Source organism: Pseudoalteromonas distincta (assembly GCF_005877035.1).
Taxonomy (GTDB): Bacteria; Pseudomonadota; Gammaproteobacteria; order Enterobacterales; family Alteromonadaceae; genus Pseudoalteromonas; species Pseudoalteromonas distincta.
Genome location: NZ_CP040558.1, coordinates 3,388,756 through 3,407,717, shown reverse-complemented (window position 1 = coordinate 3,407,717; position 18,962 = coordinate 3,388,756). Strand labels below are relative to the sequence as shown.

The 18,962-nt window shown below is 41.1% G+C and carries 18 protein-coding genes; 5 read left to right on the top strand and 13 right to left on the bottom strand.

The features are described 5' to 3' along the window. Nucleotides 1-46: 46 nt before the first annotated feature. Both FFU37_RS15290 and FFU37_RS15285 read left to right on the top strand, forming a co-directional pair. A complete protein-coding gene (locus FFU37_RS15290; RefSeq protein WP_138489848.1) occupies nt 47-1,354 on the top strand; it encodes a DEAD/DEAH box helicase in 1,308 nt (435 codons plus the stop codon). A gap of 104 nt (nt 1,355-1,458) precedes the next feature. Further along, nucleotides 1,459-2,298 (top strand): alpha/beta hydrolase, encoded by an 840-nt coding sequence (locus FFU37_RS15285; protein WP_138489847.1) that lies wholly within the window; start codon nt 1,459-1,461, stop codon nt 2,296-2,298. 123 nt (nt 2,299-2,421) lie between these two features. On the opposite strand, the gene FFU37_RS15280 is transcribed toward FFU37_RS15285, so the two are convergent. Next, entirely contained in the window at nt 2,422-3,822 is a 1,401-nt protein-coding gene (locus FFU37_RS15280) for a 5-methyltetrahydrofolate--homocysteine methyltransferase (RefSeq protein ID WP_138489846.1), read from the bottom strand. Between the two features lie 32 nt (nt 3,823-3,854). Further along, nucleotides 3,855-6,266 (bottom strand): TonB-dependent receptor, encoded by a 2,412-nt coding sequence (locus FFU37_RS15275; RefSeq protein ID WP_138489845.1) that lies wholly within the window; start codon nt 6,264-6,266, stop codon nt 3,855-3,857. Nucleotides 6,267-6,407: 141 nt separating this feature from the next. Here FFU37_RS15275 and FFU37_RS15270 point away from each other — a divergent pair, with 141 nt between their 5' ends. Continuing rightward, a complete protein-coding gene (locus FFU37_RS15270) occupies nt 6,408-6,824 on the top strand; it encodes a MerC domain-containing protein (RefSeq protein ID WP_138490047.1) in 417 nt (138 codons plus the stop codon). Nucleotides 6,825-6,986: 162 nt separating this feature from the next. On the opposite strand, the gene FFU37_RS15265 is transcribed toward FFU37_RS15270, so the two are convergent. From FFU37_RS15265 to FFU37_RS15215, 11 genes are all read right to left on the bottom strand, one after another. Then, entirely contained in the window at nt 6,987-8,528 is a 1,542-nt protein-coding gene (locus FFU37_RS15265; protein ID WP_138489844.1) for a BCCT family transporter, read from the bottom strand. Further along, complete coding sequence (locus FFU37_RS15260) at nt 8,515-9,420, bottom strand: homocysteine S-methyltransferase family protein (protein ID WP_138489843.1); 906 nt, start codon at nt 9,418-9,420, stop codon at nt 8,515-8,517. The genes FFU37_RS15265 and FFU37_RS15260 overlap by 14 nt, the downstream gene beginning before the upstream one ends. A 168-nt stretch (nt 9,421-9,588) precedes the next feature. Beyond that, complete coding sequence (locus FFU37_RS15255; RefSeq protein ID WP_002963088.1) at nt 9,589-9,837, bottom strand: DUF3297 family protein; 249 nt, start codon at nt 9,835-9,837, stop codon at nt 9,589-9,591. 231 nt (nt 9,838-10,068) lie between these two features. Beyond that, nucleotides 10,069-10,278, bottom strand: a complete 210-nt coding sequence (locus FFU37_RS15250) for a cold-shock protein (RefSeq protein WP_007580429.1) — start codon at nt 10,276-10,278, stop codon at nt 10,069-10,071. 188 nt (nt 10,279-10,466) lie between these two features. After that, complete coding sequence (locus tag FFU37_RS15245) at nt 10,467-10,676, bottom strand: cold-shock protein (protein WP_007580429.1); 210 nt, start codon at nt 10,674-10,676, stop codon at nt 10,467-10,469. A gap of 187 nt (nt 10,677-10,863) precedes the next feature. Next, complete coding sequence (locus tag FFU37_RS15240) at nt 10,864-11,073, bottom strand: cold-shock protein (protein WP_007580429.1); 210 nt, start codon at nt 11,071-11,073, stop codon at nt 10,864-10,866. A gap of 185 nt (nt 11,074-11,258) precedes the next feature. Continuing rightward, a complete protein-coding gene (locus tag FFU37_RS15235) occupies nt 11,259-11,468 on the bottom strand; it encodes a cold-shock protein (RefSeq protein WP_024595869.1) in 210 nt (69 codons plus the stop codon). Nucleotides 11,469-11,894: 426 nt separating this feature from the next. Then, nucleotides 11,895-12,899 carry a YeiH family protein gene (locus tag FFU37_RS15230; protein ID WP_002960225.1) on the bottom strand — a complete coding sequence of 335 codons (1,005 nt, stop codon included), beginning with the start codon at nt 12,897-12,899 and terminating at the stop codon, nt 11,895-11,897. After that, nucleotides 12,899-13,894, bottom strand: a complete 996-nt coding sequence (locus FFU37_RS15225) for a TauD/TfdA family dioxygenase (RefSeq protein WP_138489842.1) — start codon at nt 13,892-13,894, stop codon at nt 12,899-12,901. Before FFU37_RS15225 ends, FFU37_RS15230 begins: the two co-directional genes overlap by 1 nt. Before the next feature lie 9 nt (nt 13,895-13,903). After that, nucleotides 13,904-14,866 (bottom strand): aldo/keto reductase, encoded by a 963-nt coding sequence (locus FFU37_RS15220; RefSeq protein WP_138489841.1) that lies wholly within the window; start codon nt 14,864-14,866, stop codon nt 13,904-13,906. A 216-nt stretch (nt 14,867-15,082) separates the two neighbouring features. After that, nucleotides 15,083-15,832, bottom strand: coding sequence for a GntR family transcriptional regulator (locus tag FFU37_RS15215; protein ID WP_138489840.1), 750 nt, complete (start codon nt 15,830-15,832; stop codon nt 15,083-15,085). A gap of 180 nt (nt 15,833-16,012) precedes the next feature. Between FFU37_RS15215 and FFU37_RS15210 the strand changes: the two genes are divergently transcribed. Next, entirely contained in the window at nt 16,013-16,780 is a 768-nt protein-coding gene (locus tag FFU37_RS15210; protein WP_239022705.1) for a sulfite exporter TauE/SafE family protein, read from the top strand. A gap of 107 nt (nt 16,781-16,887) precedes the next feature. After that, entirely contained in the window at nt 16,888-18,948 is a 2,061-nt protein-coding gene (locus tag FFU37_RS15205; RefSeq protein WP_138489839.1) for a glycoside hydrolase family 31 protein, read from the top strand. The last annotated feature ends 14 nt before the right edge of the window (nt 18,949-18,962 follow it).

The following is an 18,962-nucleotide window of genomic DNA, read 5'->3' as shown; positions in this document are numbered from 1 at the left end:
ATACGCTAAAATTGCAGGCTATTTTAGTAATGAGCCCGCAAATTTTATGACCTCAGCCGCAAATCCTAGTAATTTCAACGAACTTGGCCTAATTCCAGAGCTAATTGCTCGATTGTCTGATCTTGAATACACACAACCTACACCTATTCAGGCACAAGCAATTCCGAGTATTTTGACGGGAAGTGACTTAATTGCGGGGGCAAATACTGGCTCAGGTAAAACAGCGACGTTTGCTTTACCTATGCTACAAACCCTATTTTTAGAGCAGGGCGCTAAAAATACTGCCAGCAAAGGTAATTTTGTAACGGGGCTTATTTTAGTACCGACGCGTGAGCTTGCTACGCAGGTGGCCGATAGCGTTAAATCGTATTCTGCTAACTTTAATGGCGCAATTAAAACTGTGGCCGTGTTTGGTGGTGTGTCGGTTAATACACAAATGCAGGCTCTACGCGGCGGCGCCGATATTATTGTTGCAACGCCAGGGCGTTTGCTCGATTTAATCTCAAGCAATGCGATTAAGCTCGATAAAGTGACGACCTTAGTGCTTGATGAAGCCGACCGTATGCTAAGCCTTGGCTTTACCGAAGAGCTGGCTGATCTTTTAGCGTTAATGCCTGCTAAAAAACAAACCATGTTGTTTTCAGCAACCTTCCCTGAGCAAGTTAAGCTATTAACGCAAGAACTACTAAATAACCCAGTTGAAATACAAGTACAAAACAAAGACGAAAGCACCTTAGTACAGCGCGTATTTACAGTTAATAAAGGCGAAAAAACTACGGTTTTAGCGCATTTAATTAAAGCGCATAAATGGCGCCAAGCACTTATTTTTGTAAACGCTAAAAAAGACTGTGAGCATTTAGCGGCCAAGCTTGAAAAACGCGGCGTGAACGCACAAGTATTTCATGGTGATAAAGGCCAAACTGAGCGTACTCGCGTAATAGAAAAATTTAAAGCCGGCGAAATAGAGGTGCTAATTGCCACCGACATTGCTGCGCGTGGTTTAGATATTGAAAAGCTACCAGTGGTAATAAACTTTAACCTACCACGCAGCCCTTCTGATTATATGCACCGTATTGGCCGAAGCGGCCGTGCTGGTGAAGTTGGCTTAGCGCTTTCATTGGTTGATTATGAAGATTTGCATCACTTTAAAATAATCGAGAAGAAAAACAAGCTACGTTTAGAGCGTGAAGAAGTAACCGGTTTTGCTGTAAACCAAGCTAATCTTGATGCTGCTGATGCGCTTAAAAATGAAAAGCCAATGGCAAAACCAGAAGGTACAGGCAAGAAAAAGAAAAAAAATAAAGCCGATGATGTAGATGATGTATGGAGTGGTTGGCGAAACCGTTCTAAGTAAAGTTTTATAATCACTTTATACTAGGCAGCTACCTCTGTGAGGCGCTGCCTTTTTTGCTGTCTAGGCGCATATAAGTGTAGCTATAGTTTATAAAGGGAAATTAAGTGAAGTTACCAACCAAGCTGTTATTACTGCTTTGTGTATTAACTTGTTTTAAATTAAGTGCAAATACGCCTTACGAAATTCCTAGAAGTAGCGTTATTGAACTAACAGAACCTTCTAGTAAGCGTGTTTACTCTGTTTACATTCAATTGCCTAAGTCATATAAAAATAAGCCGGATAAAACATATCCAGTTATTTACTTAACCGATGCGCCGTACACGTTTCCTATAGTGGCAGGGGCAACACGATTTCCTATGAATACCGGAAAAATGCAGCAAGCAATTATTGTCGCCATTGGTTATGAAAAAGGGTCTATTGGATCAGCTAGTCGAATTAGAGACTACACACCTACCTTTACAAAAGATTGGAAAAAACAAACAGGTAATGCGCAAGGACACATTAAGTTTATTAAAAACACTGTGTTTCCTTATATTGAGCAAAACTACCGTGCCAGTCATACACAAAAAACCTACATAGGTAACTCGCTTGGCGGCTTATTTGGTGCCACTATTTTATTTACAGAACCGGATTTATTTAGCCATTATATTATTGGTAGCCCGTCTATTTGGTTTAATAATAATGCATTGTTAAAGTTTAAGGTACACAGGCCAAAAACAGCTATTAAGGTTTATATTTCGGTGGGTGAAAAGGAAACACCAGCTTTTGGTGAAGGGCAAAATATGGTTGAGGGTGCCAAGCAATTGGTGCAAAAAATTAATGCACTTAACAGTGATAAAATACAATTAAAAAGTGTTGTTATTGAAGGGGCTAGCCATGCAACAGCATTTCCTACTACAGCAATACAAGGGCTTGATTGGGTGTATAGCACTGTAAGTGAGTAATACAGTAAAATTACTGACGTTAGAAAAATTGTTATTTAAAACCCATCATTAGCTTGGCTAATGATGGGTTTATTTTTTAATATGTAATTAAAGAGTGAGCTAGTTACTCAAGTTTTTATTAACTTAATGGTCGTGATCGTCTTCTTCCTCCTCTTGCGCAATACCCAACCAAGTAATTGCACTAGGAGCAAAAGTAAGCTCTAGCTCACTTTCAATTTCTAAGTCTTCAAGGTGTACTTGCACAACGTGCTGAGCAATCGGGTCGGCAACGTAAGCAAACTGACCATTTTGCGCCACTGTCATGCTAAAGCTCATACCCTCTGGCATGGTTGATACATCTTGCTCGGTAATATCAACTTGGCCTTCAAGCTCCCAATGCATTTCGCCATCATGGTCGTGTGCACTAAATACATTTAAAAAGCCTAAGCTGTCTAATATTAAAAAGTGCTCGCCATGGGCAGAGAAAGAGTACGACACAGCACTTGCGCCATCGGCTAGTTGCCATTCTAGTTCTTCCATTTGTGCTGTTACAGGGTTAATAGTTACAATTACGGCTTCGCCGCCACCATGGCCAGACGCTACGCCAATAAAGGTCTCGCTATCTTCGTGGCCATAAATACTACCAATGCGTAAATCGCCAACGGCAGCAATATTCGCTATTTTTTCAGCTTCGTATTCATCATCGTGCTGGTGGGCTAATAACACGCCATCGCTACAGCCAAATACTACGTAGTCGTGGTTTTGTGCCGCGCCGTGCAAATCAGGGCACGTAACTTCTAAGGTTTGTTCAAGCTCGTATTCACCATCATGAAAATGATAAACACCTACTTGGTCTGGCAATACTTTAGCAACCGATGTGCTTTCGCTGTCATCACGGCGAAGTGTTGATAATAAATGCTCACTGCGAGGCTCTGCTACACCGTGCATATTAATATCGTAGCTAATACTAGGCAGGCTTGCTGTTGCACTTGTTATGTCGTTATCTGTTAATACTTCAACAGAAGCAACCGTGCCTGAGTCTGCATCACCATCATGAAAAACAGCTAATTGCCCGTCGTGAGTTATTAAGTGTGTAGGGCGACTACCACTTGTTAACTCATAGCTGCTAGCCGCTGGGCTTTGCTCGTAATCGTGCAGGTGCTCGCCATGGTCTTCACGCCATAAACCACCATCAATAAAGCCTAAGTAATCTTGTGCGCGGCTTGCAATAACGGCATAACGAAAATCAGGTGATGACGATAGCGTGTTTGAATCATTCGTCAGGGTAAATGTTTCAAGTAAAGCGTTGTCATCTAGGTCATAAAAGCAGGCTTCGTTGCTGTTGCCTGCAAGCACAGCTAATCTGCCTAATGAATCAATTGTGTAGCCATCATCATGGTCGTGATCATCATCGTCATGATCGTGTTCGTCTTCTACAACAATAGGATCTTTTTCTACAATTTTAGTTTCTGCATCGCCACAGGCTGTAATAAATGTAGTGCTAATAGCCAGTGCAATAAGCTTTAATTTGTATAGTTTTTTCATGTTTATTTCCCTTAATTATAATTTTTTAATGCTTAAAAATAACCGCGAATGCCTAGCGCAAAGCTACGCCCTGGACGTGGTGCTATATCTTTTACAAACGAGCTGTGCACGCGTGCTTCTGTATCTGTTAAGTTGGTGCCACGCAGGTAAACAGACATATCTTGGTTTAATACTGAAAGGTCGTAAGAGATGCTTGCATCAATCAATGTGTAGCCGTCTGTTGCTGTTTCTTGTGGGGCTGTGCGGTCTTGCTTTTGATAGCGAGTAACGTGAATATGCGCACTGAGTTTATCTGTTTGATAGCTTAACTCGCTACCAAAACGAAGCGGTGGTGTACGGGGTAAATCGCCGCCGTCTTTAAGGCGTGCACGCACGTAATCAGAGAATAAATCTACTTTAAACTCATCGGTTAATTGCCACGCAATTTGCGCTTCAAAACCGTGTAAAATTACGTCGTCTGTTTTAAATAAATAAACAGGGAGTTCTGATGAATGGTCGTGTTCGTCAGCGCCTTCTTCTTCATCGCCATGGTCGTGGCCACTTTGTGCGTATAAACCAGTGTCTATTTGGTAATAGTAGTTATCTACTTGGTTGTAAAAGGCATTTAAAATAAAGCCAACATCGCCTTGAGTTTTACGTAGGGTTAAATCGATATTATTGGCAGTTTCTAGGTCAATTGCTTGATCAGATAAACCTAAATGGCCATCTTCATCTAAATCAAATAGTGCGCCTACTTCGTAGGTGCCAGTACCAATATGCGGCCCAAACGATAACAATTCAGAGGCAGAAGGTGCACGTTCAGAGCGCGATACAGAAAGTCCTAAATTATAGTTAGATGTAAAATCCCATACTACCCCTGCCGATAAACTGACTGGTGTAAATTCATGCTCTACGTCAAATACGCGAGTGGTTTCTGCGCTTTCTTCGTGGTCGTGATCATGCTCGTCGGTTTCTTGCGCTTCATCATGTGCGTGAGCGTCAATATTTGGCAGTAATACGTCGCCAGCTGCAATTGTTACACTCTCTATGCGCCCACCTAACTGCACTAAAAAATCCCCAAAGTGCCTTTCTTCCATTAGTGCTACAGCAAAGCTTTCGGTTTCTGATGGAGGCGTAAAGGCCTCTTCACCTTGTGCTTCAACATCGCTTTGTTTGTAATGAAAGCTAATGCCGCCATTCCACTCGCTAAATTGGTTATGTAGTAGGTCTATGCGTAATTCGTTTGTTTCGTTTTTAAATTTGGTGCCTACAGCGCCACCTTCAATTTCAGCGTGTTCGTAGTCGGTATGGCCAGCGCGCAGGTTAACTTTGTTTAGCCATTTATTATCTAGGTTGTACTCACCTAATAATTGCACTTTAGTTTGCTCTAAATCAGCAAATACGCTTTCTTCTTCGTCGCTGTGTTCTTCCTCTTCTTCCTCGCCGTGCGTATGACCAGGAATACCGTATTGACGATTAAATTGCTCTACTGCTAAGCCAATAAAGCCGTTATCCATTAAATAGCTAGCGCCAACAGTAAAACCGTCAGACTCTTCATTACTGTTTTCAACTTTGTAATCGCTACTATGGCCTTCACCGTCGCTATCTATATCGGCAGCTACAGGTACCCCGTAGTCATCGGCCTCACGCCAAAATGCATCGGCGTAAAAAGCCACCGAGTCTGTGCCTGTGGTGGCATTAAACGAGGCCACTTTTTGGTTATCTACCGAGTTATGTTCTAGGTTCCATTCGCCGCGTGTTGTGCTGTCGGTTGGTACGCGGTTATCTACTACATTAACCACACCGCCAATTGCGCCACTGCCATAAAACAGTGTTGCAGGGCCGCGTAATACTTCAATTTGTTGTGCGGTAGACGCCTCCGATGCAACAGAGTGATCGGGGCCAACGCGCGATACATCACTTACATCAAGGCCATTTTGAGTAATGAGTACACGCGGGCCGCTTAAGCCACGAATAATAGGTGTGCTGGCTACTTTTCCGTGAAAATTTGTATTAACGCCTGGGAGTTTTTCAAGGCTATCGCCAAGGGTTGCGGCTTGTTGGCGCCTTAGTTGTTCGCCAGATAAAACACTAACAGGCGATGCAGATTCCATTGCCGACATATGAATAGGGGTTGCTTCAATATCAATAACTTCAATAGGCGAGCGCTTTAAATTAAAAGTAACCGATTGGTTTCCATCATTAGTTATTGTTATATCGCGATGAAGATGCGCATAACCAGGGGCTACAACGTGAAGCTCTTTTAAGCCATTGTTTAGCTTTGCTATTACAAATTTACCGTTTTCATCGGTGGTTACTTTAAGGTCTGAGCCTTCAACTTCTACCGTTGCATTGGTAACTACTTTACCTTTGTTGTTTAAAACAACGCCTTCAATAGTGGATGCCAGCACACTAGCCGGCAATAAAGCTGCTATGAGAACAGCTAATTGTGATCTACGTTTCATTTGACTACCTTGTTAGATGTTATATTATATCAATTATGCGAGTAATGTTATAATATATCAACAGTAATTAACTTATGTTATTAAAAAGCCTCCTTAAAAGTAGCGTTTTTGATTGGAGGCACTGATTCAGTTGAGGAAATAATGAAGTCGAGTCAAAGTGTTATGGATCGTATAGCAATTGGGTTATCGGTAATGTGCACAGTGCATTGTTTTGCAACCCCGGTTATTTTAGCGTTATTACCAAGCTTTGCCGTACTGCAAATAGATAGTGAACAATTTCATTTATGGATTCTTGCGGCGGTACTGCCAACCAGTTTATTGGCATTAAGCTTAGGCTGTAAAAAGCATAAACGTTTACGTTATATGGCCTGCGGCGTTATTGGGCTAGCCTTTATGATATGCGCAGTATTACTAGGGCATGAAATAGCCGAAAAAGCACTAACCTTAATAGGCTCGGCTTTTATTGCTGTGGCCCATTGGTTTAATTATCAGCAATGTCTTAAACAGAATGACGACAACTGCCCGTGTTCAGGTAGCAAATTGGATCAAATGGTTTAACGCTTAGTTGTTGCTGGTGGTATGGCTCTCGTCGGCTAAATTAATACTGATTTATTTTAAATACTAAGGCTTCTTTGTTTTAAAAGGCGACCTCTTTCATGCTGTAGTAACATGCTCAGTAATAGTAAATAAGGCCTCATAACATGAGGCCTTAAAATGTTTCTAATTCACTTTAACCGTTTCAGAATTTATACTTTCATACTGCTCAAGCGCTTCTATTTGATTTACACCCTTTAGTTGCATCATTAATTGCTTTACTAAGATCATGTAAATAAACATCATTGGTAGGCCTGCTACAACGCAGAGTGACTTAATAGTATCTATTCCACCACCGCATAAAAATACGCTAAAACTAATGAGTGCAATTGCACCAGCCCATAGAAGCTTAACTTTATGATCGGGGTCGCCATTTAGCTCTAGTTTATTAGTTGTCAACATAGCGGTGGCAACGCTTGCGCTTGACATAGTCGTTAGCATTAAAAAAAATTGAATAATCAAAAATAATACTAAGCCAATATTACCCGATGGTAGAGTTTGAATTAGTGAAACTACTGCAAACGTTAAACCGCCTTCACTCATCCATTGTTGAACAGGTAAGCCACCAATTAATTGTGCCCATACTGCATAACCACCAAAGATTGATATAAAGAATGCACAACCGAGTGAACCCATCGAGATAGTGTACAAAATAACTTCTTTAATAGTACGTCCACGCGAAATGCGGGTAATAAAAAGCCCCATCATAATTAAATAAGCGTAGTACCAAAACCAATAGTATTGAGTCCACGATTGCGAAAAACCACTTTTTTGAACTGGGTCGGTCCAAAGTGACATTCTAAAAAAGTTATCGAGCATGACACCTATTGAGTCAGTAAAGTTATTTAAAATAAACTGAGAGTCAGCCACAAGTAATACAAACAAGGCAAAGCATATTGCTGCTACAACCGTATAGTCGGACACTTTACTAATGCCTTTTTTAAAGCCAACAAGCATTACCGCAACAAGCATTAAAACAAATAATAAAATAATACTGCCTTGGAGTAATAAGCTGTTTTTAATTCCTAATAATGCAGAAACGCCAGTACTTAATAAAGATACGGTAAGCGCCAGCGAGCTTGCAAAAGCTGCGAGGGTGCCAAAAATTGCAAGTAAATCAATTGCTTTAGTAATAATAGGATTGCTACCTACTACCGGTTCGCAAAGCGTTGAAAGTCTTAAAGTACGCTTTTTTTGTACGTAAAACGCGTACGCAAACGGAATTGCCGGAAAGCAGTAAATGGCCCAGCCAGTCACGCCCCAATGAAAAATAGAATAAGTAACAGACCAAGCTGCTGCTGCGTAGCTATTTGGTTCGGCAAAAAGTGGTGGCGATTGCAAATAATACATAGGCTCGCCAATTCCCCAATATATAAGAGAAGCACCTACACCTGCGGTAAAAATCATACCGCCGTACGAAAAGTTAGAGTGCTCTTTTTTTTCTTCACCTAATCTAATAGATCCGTACTTTGAAAAAGCTAACCAAAATAAAAAACCAACTAAAGCCAAGCTCACAAGCTCTACTAACCAACCAAACCAGCCTGTTACAAAATGCATGGCGTTGCTTGCTAATAATTGTGACTGCTCTGGATATAAAGTTGAGATAACTAATAAGGTAATCACTAATGTAATTGCAGGAATAGCCAGCTCAAAGTTAAGGTTTTTCAATGGCGTTTCTCCATTGTACGAGTGCTTCGATATGGCTTGGATTAATTCCGCAGCAACCACCAATAATATTTGCGCCAAGGCTATGCCATTGTTTTGCAAATTCCAGATACTCGTCAGGAGATAAATCACGGTAGTCTTGCACTGCTTCATTTGCTTTGTGAGCATTTGAAATAGGAGTAAAGCTGTTAGCAAATGCGCCTAACGATACTTTTTTATTTTGCTTAATTAATACGTTATTAGTATCACGCAGTGCTTGCTCAATAACTTCAGGGATAGAGCAATTAAAGAAAATACCTGCAATGTTTTGCTGCTCAAGTAGTGCCGTTATGGCATCGGTTACCAGCTCTCCAGAACGAAGTGTTGCCTGCTCAGTTACTTCGTCACTTAGGGTAAATGCGTAATAACATGGCTTAGTTGAGCCTTTAAGTACGCTTGCCATTACTTGCGCTTCTTCAATACTCGATATTGTTTCGCCAAGCCATAAATCTACATGCTCGTCTTGCGCATTGTATAATGTATCTAAAATAGTAAAAGCACGTTCACTTTCAAATAAATCGGGACGGTATGAACCAAATGCAGGTGGTAGTGATCCTGCAACCAGTACGTTTTGCTTTGCATTATTTGCTGCTTTATTAGCAATAAGGGCAGCTTGCTCTGCGAGTAACGCGCCTTGGCTTTCGTAGCGTTGTTCACCTAAATGAAAGGGCACACAGGCATAACTATTAACCGTAATTATTTCGGCGCCAGCATCTATAAAACCTTGGTGAGCTTGTGCTACAAAGTGTGGGGCTTCTATAAGTGCTTGTGCACTCCAAAGTGGCTGTGAGAATGGTGCGCCAATGCGCTTAAGTTCACGTCCCATGCCGCCATCTAAAATTGTTACCTTTTTCACTTATGGACTTCTATATGTCTAAATAATATGGCGCTATTCAAACATATTTTTTAAAAAATCATAATGAAACTTCATCAGGTTGGGCATGAAAAAAGCTCAACCTATTAAAAGGGCACAAAAAAAGCGACTACCCAATAAGGTGTCGCTTTTTTAGTAGGTAGTATTAGCTTACTTATAAAAGGCTTCAACAGTGCCTTTTCTTGTAAGTAAAAGTGGTTGTCCGCGACGATCAAGCCCTTTTGGAGATGCAAACTTTATCCAACCTTCGCTGATGCAGTATTCTTCAACATCAAAACGCTCTTTGCCGTTGAACGTGATACCAATATCGTGTTCAAAAACTTCTTCCACATGATGTGGGCTACGTGGATTAATAGAAAGGCGATCTGGTAAAGCAGGTTTTGCGGTAGTGTCGTTCATGGTCATATTCTATATTGAATGAAGTATGCGCTATTGTAGGCAATACAAAGCTTTCGCTCAAGAGAGATAGTAGTAAATGTGTTTAAAAATGCACTAATTAATGAGTTGCGGATACAAATGAGATGGCGCTTGGAAAATATGTATAGAAGGGGATTTTGACGATATTTGACTAAAAATTATATAGATAAGTATATTAATGGGCTATTGCTAACCCATTAAATTGTGTAGCAGTTAGATGCTAACAATGTTCTCGGCTTGTGGGCCTTTTTGACCTTGAGTAACAGTAAACTGTACACGTTGGCCTTCAGCTAAAGTTTTAAAACCGTCGCCAGAGATCGCGCTGAAATGTGCGAACACGTCTGCGCCAGATTCTTGCTCGATAAAACCAAAACCTTTTGCTTCGTTAAACCATTTTACTGAACCAGTAGTTGTATTAGACATAATATGTATCCTAAAAAAATTAATATAAGTGTGCCTGAAAAGAGGCGATTGAGCCGGAAAAAATAGTTAACTTGAGGATATCGCGTAGGATTATTACTAAAACAACTTGGTACTAACAAATAAAACAAAACTTCTTTCAAACTAGTATTCAAAATGGGTTATTGCTAACCCATTAAATTGTGTAGCAATTAGATGCTAACAATGTTCTCGGCTTGTGGGCCTTTTTGACCTTGAGTAACAGTAAACTGTACACGTTGGCCTTCAGCTAAAGTTTTAAAACCGTCGCCAGAGATTGCGCTGAAATGTGCGAACACGTCTGCGCCAGATTCTTGCTCGATAAAACCAAAACCTTTTGCTTCGTTAAACCATTTTACTGAACCAGTAGTTGTATTAGACATAATATGTATCCTAAAAAATTAATATAAGTGTGCCTGAAAAGAGGCGATTGAGCCGGAAAAAATAGTTAACTTGAGGATATCGTGCAGGATTATTACTAAAACAACTCGGTACTAACAAATAAAACAAAACTTCTTTCAAACTAGTATTCAAAATGGGTTATTGCTAACCCATTAAATTGTGTAGCAATTAGATGCTAACAATGTTCTCGGCTTGTGGGCCTTTTTGACCTTGAGTAACAGTAAACTGTACACGTTGGCCTTCAGCTAAAGTTTTAAAACCGTCGCCAGAGATTGCGCTGAAATGTGCGAACACGTCTGCGCCAGATTCTTGCTCGATAAAACCAAAACCTTTTGCTTCGTTAAACCATTTTACTGAACCAGTAGTTGTATTAGACATAATATGTATCCTAAAAAATTAATATAAGTGTGCCTGAAAAGAGGCGATTGAGCCGGAAAAAATAGTTAACTTGAGGATATCGTGCAGGATTATTACTAAAACAACTCGGTACTAACAAATAAAACAAAACTTCTTTCAAACTAGTATTCAAAATGGGTTATTGCTAACCCATTTAACGAAAGCAATTAGATGCTAACGATGTTTTCAGCTTGTGGGCCTTTTTGACCTTGAGTAACAGTAAACTGTACACGTTGGCCTTCAGCTAAAGTTTTGAAACCGTCGCCAGAGATTGCGCTGAAATGTGCGAAAACATCAGGACCAGATTCTTGCTCGATGAAACCAAAACCTTTTGCTTCGTTGAAAAATTTAACTGTACCAGTTGTAGTTGTAGACATAATAGTATCCTAAGGATTAATAAAAGTGCGCCTTAAATTAGGCAATTTAACAGGAAGAAAACATACATTTAACTGAGGATAACGCGAAGGATTATTACTAAAACAACGTGGTACTTACAAATAAATAGGGTTTTCTGTCAACCCGATGCGAGGCAGGATAACAGTAAATTAAAGTATATACCAAGCCCTATTGTAAATTTATTTTAGAGTAAGTACTTTATTTGTTTGTTGTTTTTTTAACTAACTAGTTATGATTAAGATGATATTTTATACTTTTAAAATAAAGGTAAGCTTTGTTTTATCAATGCGTTAAGCCTGTTTTGGTGCGTAGTTTTAGAGTAGACAAAACACAGCTTTTAATTGGTTAAAACATGACCTAATTACCTACTAAATTTTTTTGAGATATACCCTAAATAATGTAATTCTTTAGCTCCAAATTACAAATCCAAGTATTAATAACGCAATCCAAAGTGTTTCAGCCACAATTAAAATAATGGGTTTCATACCTACTTCGGTTAGTTTTCCTAAATTAGTTTTCATACCTATGGCTGAAATAGCAGCAATTAAAAAGAACTGCGAAAGTTCGTTAGCAGTTTCAAGTACTATTGTAGGAAGTGAAAAGCAGCTATTTATTACCATAAGTATTACAAAGCCAATTAAAAACCCAGGTACTTTAGGTAACTCTCCGTGTTTTCCTTTGTTTGAGCGATTAATAACGACCATCATAATAAGTACAACGGGTAGTAGCATAGCAATACGAACGAGCTTAGTTAGGGTTGCTATATCGCCTGTCTCGGGTGATACCGAATAACCTGCACCCACTACCTGGGCTACATCATGTATTGTGCCACCTAAAAATACGCCTGCATTATGGGCGTCAAACTCAAGATAATTAACCACAATAGGGTAGAGGATCATAGCGAGAGTCGACATAGCTGTTACGCCAATAACGGTTAATAGGGTATCGCGTTCTTTATGTTCGCTGTTTGGCATAATAGACGAGATAGCCAGCGCAGCAGACGCTCCACAAATAGCAACCGAGCCACCTGTTAGGGCACCAAAGCGTTTTTGTAAGCCAAATACGCGCGCTAGCACTACACCTAAAATAATAGTGGTAAATATGGCGCCCGCTAACATAAGTGCTGTTTGCCAACCCAGTGTTACTAAATCTCCCAGCGCAATGCGTGTGCCTAGCAGTACTATACCTACACGCAAAACCGTGGTGCCGGTAAAATCGATACCTTTGGCGCAAGGGCTATCGCTTTGATACAAAAATGAGACTGCCATACCCAGTAACAAAGCAAACAACATGGCTGGCGCGCCGTAATGCTCACTCAAAAATAAGGCGGCAAGGCCAGTCATTGCAGCAATGCTGGCACCTTGCCATAAAGGTGATATTTTACAGCTTAATTTACTGCTTAAGCGCTGCATTACGCTTTAGCTGCGGTAAGTGCTACTAATACTTGGCGCTTACGTTCACCTGTAAAAGGGCGACGACCATGCATAACCATTTCGTTATCAACTAAAGCAACGTCACCGTCTTGCCATGCAAGATCAAAGGTAAATACTTTAGAAAGCTCAACAATTTTATCAAGTCCTGCTTTAGGTATTGCACTACCATCGCCAAAAGTAATGGCGATTGATGGGTTTTCGCGTACACCTTTCCAGCCCATGTAAGCGGCAATCAGTTGGTTATAAAAAACCTGTACGTTATTTTCAAGAGTTACTACCGCAGGCAGTACCGGTGTAACGGCTTTTAGTGAGCCGTCTTCAAGCCATTCCCACTCGTAACCAAGTTCGGTTAATTTATTATGTGCTTCGTCTTTGGTTGCTACACTTAGCGTACTTTTCCAGCTTCGGCCTTGGCCTGATGTTGCGTCGTCAGCGGCTGGCATATAGGTGGTATATTTTAGGCCTTTGTGTTCAAAGTCATGGGCAAGCTTGCTGTCGTATTCTTTTAACGCACTAAATAATTTATCTGATCGGCAAAGAGGTGTAGCACCGCCTTCTTCAGCGGCCGATTTACAAAAAAAGAACAACTTACTTGGCGAAATAGGCGTTTGCGCCATTTCGTGATGCAAGTATATTTCTACATCTTTTGGCGCTTCGTTAGCTGTAAATACACGTTCGGTAAAATTAATTCGTACCGCGTTAGACAGTGACTCTTTATAGGTAAAGTTTGTGTAGTCAAACCCGGCTGAAAAAGTATCAAAGGTTTCGGCACTATTTATAGGAAAGCCGCGAAACAACACAGCACCTGAGCTGCGAAGTTTTTTAGCCAATTCACTTTTATTTGCGCGAATGAAAGCTACCGCTTCTTCAACGGTGCTGGCGTTATTGTTATTAACCACAATGCACGGAAAAACCGAATCATCGAATGTTAATTGAGTTGGCACTGAGGCGTAGTTAATTTCGGTAGCTGACATTATATATTCCTAATCGTAAATTGGGTGAAAACGGTTAAAGGCAGCTTCACAAAAGTGCCCAGGGTCGTTAAATCGGCGATTACTGTTAAGCGCAGAAATTTGCGCCATTTCTTGCTCTGTTAACTCAAAATCAAACAGTGCGAGATTTTCTTTCATGCGTTCAAGTTTTGAGGTTTTAGGAATAATGGCAGTGCCGCGTTGCACGCCCCAGCGAAGAACTACTTGTGCTGGCGTTTTTCCATGATTGCGTGCAGCCGCTTTAACAACACTTTGCTCAAGAACTGATTCAGCTTTATCAGCCATTTCTAGCTCAAGGTATGAAAGCGCACCCAGTGGTGAAAACGCAGTAACCGGAATATCGTACTGCTTTGCGAGTCTTACTAATCGCTCTTGCGTTAAATAAGGGTGCGACTCAATTTGCAACATAGCGGGTTTGATATTTGCGTAGGTCATTAAATCGTGAAGCAGTGCGCTTGAGTAATTACATACCCCAATGCGTTTTGCTTTGTTGTTGTGTACTTGTTCTTCCATTGCTTGCCACGTTAAATACAGAGGTACTTTTGCAAGCTCCATTTGTGGGTTTTGCGCCGTAGGGTCAACAAACCACTCTGGTGGATAGCGGGTTTCTATTGGCACAAATGTTTGCGCAATCGGAAAATGAATTAGGTATAAGTCTAGGTAATCTAGCTTTAAATCACTCAGTGTTTTATCAATCGCGAGGCCAACATGCTCTGGTGCATGAAAGGTATTCCACAGTTTTGATGTTACCCATAATTCTTCACGGGTACATAAGCCATCGTTTATTGCTTGGGCGATGCCATCGCCTACTTGTTCTTCGTTACCGTAGTCTGATGCGCAATCAAGATGGCGGTAACCTGCCTTAATGGCTTGGTATACCGTTTGTGCACAATCTTCTTGCGCGACTTTCCATAAACCGAACCCTACTGGAGGGATATTATTTAATGAACTCATTGGGAATTCCTGTTAAAAATGCATAATGACTTATGTCTTGTATAAGACATAAGTTATTATACGAATCAAACAGTGTCAATACTGTGTTAATAGCAAAGCAGTAAATGGTTCAGTTAAAAAAACCTACAGGCAGCAAAAAGGCAGCGTTTGCTGCCTTTAAAAAATATTTAATTATTATGCGCTAAAGTGGTTTTTTAGCACTAAACACGCTTTTAATTAATCAAGTTCAATTTGATAGTGGTAATGATCGCTACGGCATTTACTTTGGCGGTATTCAATACGTTTACCTTCGATTGATTCGGTAATGCGTGATACCAACAGCAGTGGATCGCCAGCTTTTATAGCAAGCATTTTGGCATCATCCATTGTAGCAAGTACGGCTTTAATACTGTCTTGGGTTTTGTGTACAGTTTGGTTAAATTTGGTCTGATAGTAATGGTACAATGTATGCGGAATATCACTACTTTGATGTATATCAGGAAAGTAGCTTTGTGGTAGGTATATAGTTTCGCTCATGCAAAATTCGTTATCAAGAATACGCCTACGAACAAGCTTGGTAACTTTGTCTTTTTTATTGAGTTGTAACGCTTCTATTACTTCAACTGGCGCTGCACAAAGCTCAACCGATAGCAGTTCAGCCTTTGGCAAATCGGCACCTTTACCGTCTGCTTGTAACGGAAAAAACCTAAATAAGGCATCTTGCGCAGTATGCTCTGATACAAACGTACCAACGCCTTGGCGACGAGTTACTATTTTATTGTCGGTTAATAAGTTTAGTGCTTTACGGACTGTACCTTGGCTTACGTTAAATTCTTCAGCAAGGCGAAATTCGCTTGGTAGTGCTTCGCCAGGTACCCAACGTCTTTCAACAATGAGCTGTTTAATATAATCAGCCACTTGTAAGTAAAGTGGTTGAAAAGCCAAGCTTGGGCCACTTAATTTGTGATCAAACATAGAGTTACTCATTATTATTTACCATTAAATTTAATCCACCTGTAGTTATAGCATAGGTGAAACCTTTTACGCATATTTGCGCTAGCTCAATTAAACGTGAACTACTGCTGTAGTGTTTAATAGGCGCAAAATATACATTATGCCTAAAAACAAATCGTTACACTACAATAGCTCACCCTTAGGGAATTAAAAGTGCTCAGTATATCTTTTGAACTCATTTTGCTTATGGCGCTGTGCCTAAGCCTTGCCACTGTAATGCAAACTCTTAGCGGGTTTGGCTTTGGGTTGCTGGTGGTTGCAAGCTTTACGTTGCTTGATGTATTACCACTTACGGCAACTACATTTTTAGTGAGTTTGCTGGGGTTAGTTAATTCAACAACCGTGGTCGTTAAAAACCGCAGTTCGGTAAAAGTACCCGAGCTAAAACTTATGTTGTATACCGGTATTCCACTAATGCTGTTAGGTTTTGTGCTACTTGAGTATATGTCGTCGCATTTAACACACTATTTAAATTTTGCTTTAGGTGTAAGCATTTTGCTTTGCTGCGCTTTAATGCTGATTGGCCGCGAGCGTGCAAATAAACAAAGTCGTCCTCGTTCATTTTTAATAGCCGGTGGAGTAAGTGGGTTACTTGGTGGGTTGTTTTCAACCTCAGGGCCGCCGCTTGTGTTTCAGTGTTATAAGCAAAGTTGGTCTATTGAAGCTATTCGCAGTACGTTATTAGCGGTATTTACTATTGGTGGACTAGTACGTGTAGGTATCGCTTTATTTGGTACTTTGCCTGGGCTCGACATTATGTTTTTAATTGCAGTGGCTATTCCTTTAGTGTTGCTAGTTACGCATTTTGCTCGTAAATTAACGCCCTACGTTGACGCTAAATGGGTACGTATTATAGCAATTGCATTGCTTGGCCTAAGTGGTGTATCGCTGGTGGCAACATCGGCGCCGGGTATATTTTAAAAATCGCGATGTAAATAATTCATCTTGAGTTTATTTACGTTGACATGGGGATTACAATTATTTAACTTGTGTCTTATACAAGACTAATAATTGGTTAAGGAACTCCCATGAATGCATTTGAATTACGTGAGCCAGACTGGAACGCAATAGAGCCAGCACGCTTAACCGCACAGCCAAAGTTGCAAGGTAATGTGCTGGTTTTGCCCACTCAGTTTGGTGATATTAGCGTAACGATAAGCCAGTTTGGCTTACGTTTAAATGCAGGCACTACGCATGACGAGCAATTTAAAATATTAACCACAACCCCATCAGAATACCCCCTCACACTTAGCAAAAACAATAATGATTACAGCGTAAGTGGTGGCGAATACCGCCTAGAATTTTACAGCGACCCTTTTCATTTCAAACTGTATAAAAACGATGAGCTAGTACAGCAATCAGCAACTGATGGTCACTTTGTACGCCAGCACCGTTTACCGCCACTGGCTAAAACCGATAACGGCTGGATTTTAAGCCTTGAGCTTAACTACGACGAAGCCGTGTATGGTCTTGGCGAAAAATGGGGCAAGCTTGATAAACGCGGCCAACTTATTCGTTCATACAACCACGATGCGCTAGGCGTTAACGCCGAAAAGTCTTATAAAAATACCCCGTATGCTTGGAGCCCAGAAGGCTGGAATTTATTTGTACATACAGCCGCGCCTGTTACCCATGGTGTAGGTTATGCATTATGGTCGCAACGCGCATATGTATGTTTAGTTGAAGATGAGGCGCTAGATGTATTTTTATATCAAGAACAAACACCAGCCCAAAGCATCAACCGTTACTGCGAGCTAACAGGTTTTGCACCGGTACCACCGCAGTGGAGCTTTGGTGTTATTTTATCAAAAGCGTATTACAAAGATGCTGACGAATTACTTAGTGTTGCCCGCGAAGTACGCGCTAAAAATATGCCGTGCGATGTAATTACTCTTGATGGCCGTGCATGGCAAGACACCGACACTCGTTTTGCCTTTGAATGGGATCCAACACGCTACGCAGACCCAAAACCGGTGCTTGATGAACTAAAAGCGATGGATTTTAAAATTTGTGTGTGGGAATACCCGATGATCTCGGTAAACAACCCATTATTTGCTAAAGCGGCCGAAAATGGCTGGCTTATAAAAGACAAACGCACAGGTAAAGCGTATCAATACGAGTGGGATTTAAGCCCATTTGGCGAAGTACTTACGCCACTACCTGAGTCGGGTATTTTAGATTTTACGCACCCTGATGCTTACGAATATTGGCTCGAATCGCATAAGCCTTTGTTTGAGCTTGGCGTAGATATGATAAAAGCGGATTTTGGCGAGCAGCTAGAAGACGACAATATGATATCGCACAGTGGCGACAGCGGTATTAGGCTACACAACGTTTACAGCATGTTGTACAACCGCTGCGTTTTTGAGGCCGCCGAAAAATACTGTAAAACTGGGCCATTTTTGTTTAGCCGTTCAGCATGGACGGGCAGCCAACGTTTTCCTGCACAGTGGGGCGGCGACCCGCAAGCCGATTGGCAGGGTTTAGCGGCAAGCATTCGTGGCAGTTTAGCGTGGGGTATGTCGGGTGGGCCATTTTTTGCAACCGACATTGGTGGTTTTTACAAAGACACCCGCGACGCAGAACTTTACGTGCGCTGGGCACAAGCTTCAGTATTTAGCGCACATATGCGCTTACACGGTATTGGTCCTCGCGAACCGTGGTCTTACACCGAGCAAGCAAGTGATGCGGTATTTGCAGCACTTAAATTACGCTACCAGTTAATTCCGTACTTACAAACATGTGCAGAGCAAGCGCAGCAAACAGGCTTGCCGGTTCAGCGTGCCATGGCATTGGCATTTCCTGATGATGTACTGGCGCATAGTTTTGATCAGCAATTTATGTGCGGTGAAAAATTACTGGTTGTGCCGTGTGTAGTACCAAACGGTAAAGTTAAGTTTTACTTACCTCAAGGTAATTGGATTCGCTTCCCCGATAAACAAGTTTACGAAGGGAGTAAGTACTACGAGCACACACTCGCACTTGAAGAGATGGCAGTATTTGTACGCGAAGGCGACAGCCTAATGCTTGGCCCAGAGGTTCAACACACAGAGCAAGACATGAGCCAATTAACAGCATGGCCTAAATAAAACTCGGCTTAATA